At 33.0% G+C, this 3,651-nt stretch carries 5 protein-coding genes; 2 read left to right on the top strand and 3 right to left on the bottom strand.

Translation table 11 applies throughout. The features are described from left to right. Positions 1-223: 223 nt before the first annotated feature. Entirely contained in the window at positions 224-400 is a 177-nt protein-coding gene (locus AB4Y90_RS16500; protein WP_441558664.1) for a hypothetical protein, read from the bottom strand. Positions 401-587: 187 nt separating this feature from the next. Between AB4Y90_RS16500 and AB4Y90_RS16505 the strand changes: the two genes are divergently transcribed. Both AB4Y90_RS16505 and AB4Y90_RS16510 read left to right on the top strand, forming a co-directional pair. Further along, a complete protein-coding gene (locus tag AB4Y90_RS16505; protein WP_441558665.1) occupies positions 588-2,096 on the top strand; it encodes a PAS domain-containing sensor histidine kinase in 1,509 nt (502 codons plus the stop codon). A gap of 3 nt (positions 2,097-2,099) precedes the next feature. Continuing rightward, positions 2,100-2,471 (top strand): response regulator, encoded by a 372-nt coding sequence (locus tag AB4Y90_RS16510; RefSeq protein ID WP_441558666.1) that lies wholly within the window; start codon positions 2,100-2,102, stop codon positions 2,469-2,471. Positions 2,472-2,497: 26 nt separating this feature from the next. Here AB4Y90_RS16510 and AB4Y90_RS16515 read toward each other — a convergent pair whose 3' ends face one another. Together AB4Y90_RS16515 and AB4Y90_RS16520 are read right to left on the bottom strand one after the other, a co-directional pair. Further along, positions 2,498-2,749 carry a hypothetical protein gene (locus tag AB4Y90_RS16515; protein WP_441558667.1) on the bottom strand — a complete coding sequence of 84 codons (252 nt, stop codon included), beginning with the start codon at positions 2,747-2,749 and terminating at the stop codon, positions 2,498-2,500. A gap of 199 nt (positions 2,750-2,948) precedes the next feature. Next, a complete protein-coding gene (locus AB4Y90_RS16520; RefSeq protein WP_441558668.1) occupies positions 2,949-3,329 on the bottom strand; it encodes a response regulator in 381 nt (126 codons plus the stop codon). Positions 3,330-3,651: the final 322 nt, after the last annotated feature.

Raw genomic sequence — 3,651 nt, forward strand, 5'->3', positions numbered from 1 at the left:
ACATTGCAGCTAAGCCTGATTCTCTTTCTAAAAATTTTCCGGACTCTTTAAAATTTATCAATCCATCAACAATCCTTTTTTCCATGCTTGATGTGATTTTCTTTGAAAAATCTGTTGAAATAAGCTTTGTATCAGATTGATTAGTTAACTGATTCGGTGTTTCAGATGATAAAGTTTTTATAATTCTTTTGTATCTGCTGCGAAGTTTGAAATTTCGCTTTTTCTAAAGAATAAAATATCCGGCAGCTATCGCCATAAAGCCGTTTACCTGAAACTGATGCTCATTATATCTTTCAGATAGCGGGAATGATCTGAAAAATTCTGATGAGATATTTTCCCCATAAAACAAGATACTATGAAGTACATTGGTTGCTGATGTTATTAAAATATTGATATTCATTATATAAAGGGTATTATATATGAAAAAATTATATACAATTAATAAACCAAATCTGCTTACATATTAGTTTATTGTTGCTAAAATGATATTAAAAAGTAAGATCAATTTTATTTATAAATATTTCTTCGATTGGTTGCTTAGGCATAATAATGGTTAACTTATCAATACACCAACTAAAACATATATTTTGAATTCATTAAATAACAACAGGCTCATATTGTATCAGCACGCATTGGATTCCTCAAATTCGGGTATAATTATAACAGATAATAGTCTGGATGATAACCCGATTATTTACTGCAACAAAGCTTTTGAAAAAATTACCGGCTATAGCAGAGACGAAATAATCGGTCACAACTGCAGGTTTCTTCAATCCAACGACCGCCATCAGGAAGCCAGAGATATAATTAAAAATTCTATCAGAGAAAATGAAGAGAGCAGGGTGATTATCAGAAATTATAAGAAAAATGGAGATTTGTTTTGGAACGAGCTTTTTGTATCTCCGGTGAAAGATGAAGAAGGGAATACGACTCATTTTATTGGTGTTCAGAACGATATTACCGACCAGAAACAAGCTGAGCACGATCTGCGCGAAGCCAAAGCATCTGTAGAAAAAAAAGTTGAAGAACGTACCAAAGAATTGCGCGGGAACGAGATGTTCCTTTCCAGCATTATACAAACTGTAAGAGAAAGCCTTTTGGTACTTGACGAAGACTTTATCGTTCTAAGTGCCAATAATCATTTTTTTAAAACATTTAAGGTTTCTTCTGAAGATACGGTAGGGAAGCTGCTCTATGAGCTGGGAAATCATCAATGGGATATTGATGCTTTGAAAAGCCTTCTTACGGAGATTCTTCCCACCAATAATCCTGTTATTGATTTTGAGGTTGAGCATGATTTTCCTCACATAGGAAAAAAACTGATGATACTGAATGCGTACAGAGTTGAATTTGAAGGGCAATATAAAGACCGGATTTTGCTGGCGATTGAGGATGCTACGGAAAGACGTGAAATAGAAAAGCGGAAAGATGATTTTCTTTCTATTGCAAGCCACGAATTGAAAACTCCTTTAACGACGATTAAAGGTCTTATACAAATCCTTCAAAGATTTTCAGGCAGTAATTCGAGTGCTAAATATAATCAGACATTAGATAAAGTTTCAGTTCATATTGAAAGGCTTAATAAATTGATTACAAATTTATTAGATACATCTAAAATACAATCGGGTAATATAGAATCACATATGGAACCCTGTAATTTGTTCTATATTCTTAAAAACTCGGTAGAAAATGTACTGTTTTCAGATAATAATTTCAGAGTAAATATCAAAGGCGATCAGGAAGTGATGGTAAATGTTGACGAATCTCAAATTTCACAGGTAGTAAGCAATATTTTATCAAATGCCATAAAATATTCACCAACGTCTGCAGAAATCGATGTAATGATCTCCAAAGTTTCAGATTTTGCAAAAGTTTCTGTGAAAGATTACGGCTTAGGAATAAGCCATGAAGATCAGCTTAAAATATTTGACAGGTTTTACAGAGCCGGAAGCACACAAAAAAAATATCCCGGAATGGGAATAGGTCTTTACATCAGCAAAAAAATCATTCATCATCACAACGGTACAATGTGGGTAGAATCTGAATTGGGGAAAGGTTCAACGTTTCATTTTACGCTTCCCTTATATAAAAAATAAAATATGGATATTAAAAATAAAAAAATAATGATATGTGATGATGATCAGGGAATTTTGGATGTTCTTGAAATGATTTTAGAACCTGAAGGTTACACCGTTTATAAAGAAATTGACAGTACCTTATTGCTCAAAAGATTAAAATCTGAACAACCCGATCTATTGCTTCTCGACCTTTGGATGCCGGTTTTGTCAGGATATGACATTATTAAACAAATCAGAGCTGACCGGAAAATACAATCTCTTCCCATTATCGTTTTGTCTGCAAGCAGGAACGAAGAAAAAATAGCCTTGGAAACAGGATGTGACAAATTCATATCCAAGCCTTTCGATATGAATGAGCTTATCGCTTCGGTAGGGAAGATCACAGAAATATAATCCAGATTCAAAAAGGATTTCAATAACTATAATTTTACGGCAAGTGCACGTTGTATCTTGAAAAACTGCTCGTCGGTCAATTCATTTCTGATTACAGAATAAATTCCTTTAGCCATATCAATGGTTATATTTATGGTTAAATCGGTAAGGTAGCTTTTTGCAAGTTCTAATTTTCGGAGAATCTGGTTTTGTGTCATCAACTCTGCGCCGTCCCAAAGTTTTTTTTGAAGTTCTGTAGTGCAGGCTTTTTTATTGATGGTCGTAAATATAATATTCATGATAATTCGGTTTGGTGTATAAAATCACTTTACAATAAATATTCCAAAAGTATTTACAATTTGTACAATGATTGGTCTGCTAAGAAACAGGGTTAATTTTTGGTCAGATTTAAACTAAAATCAGATCATAAAAAAAGAAGCAATACATTTCTGTTTCGCTTCTTTATGATTTTTTATTGACTTAAAATGCAGCTTACTTTTAATGTAATGCGTGATCCGCTTTTAAAAGTCCCTTTATTTTAATAATCAAATCATCCATATCAAAAGGTTTTGCTACGAAAGCATCGGCTCCTGCATCTGCTGCAATATCACTTCCGTCAACGCTTGCAGACAAAACAATAACCGGCAAATCTTTTATATCTTCGGTCTGGCGAATCTTTTTCAGCACCTGGTCTCCCGATAGAATAGGCATCCATAAATCAAGCAAAAGAAGATCCGGATTTTTGCTTTTTATCTGATCAATAACATTCGGGCTTTCAATTTCAGTGATCACAGTGAAATCTTCCGTCTCCAAAAGCATCTGCAAAACATCCAGTATGCCCTGATCATCATCGCATACCATTATTTTTTTGTTATTCATTACCATCAGTTTTCTAATACTGCAAAGAAATAATTTATTTTGAATTTCTTCCAAGTATTTGTAGCCAAAATTGTTCCATTTTGATTAATAGTTTAATAATATGTTAATAATCTTTAAAAAAACACCCGACTTTAAACCGGGCATCTGAAAGTAAATTTTGTGTAATGAAAATATGATGATGATTATTCAAAGTTTATGCCATGGGAATTCTGTGAAGATTATTGAGTTCTAATTTTATTTAGAAAGCAAATCATAATCTGTTGATTTTATTATTTGTAGCTTTGCCGCAATTATGAATACCAAATTACGATCAACTTCGGAT

Origin of the sequence: Chryseobacterium sp. 2TAF14 (assembly GCF_052115105.1) — a bacterium.
In the GTDB taxonomy this organism is placed as follows: Bacteria; Bacteroidota; Bacteroidia; order Flavobacteriales; family Weeksellaceae; genus Chryseobacterium.

Bases quoted from the DNA above. Each gene is read 5' to 3' on its own strand.
- AB4Y90_RS16500 (WP_441558664.1), bottom strand. From the start codon at position 400: ATGAATATCAATATTTTAATAACATCAGCAACCAATGTACTTCATAGT.
- AB4Y90_RS16510 (WP_441558666.1), top strand. From the start codon at position 2,100: ATGGATATTAAAAATAAAAAAATAATGATATGTGATGATGATCAGGGA.
- AB4Y90_RS16515 (WP_441558667.1), bottom strand. From the start codon at position 2,749: ATGAATATTATATTTACGACCATCAATAAAAAAGCCTGCACTACAGAA.
- AB4Y90_RS16520 (WP_441558668.1), bottom strand. From the start codon at position 3,329: ATGAATAACAAAAAAATAATGGTATGCGATGATGATCAGGGCATACTG.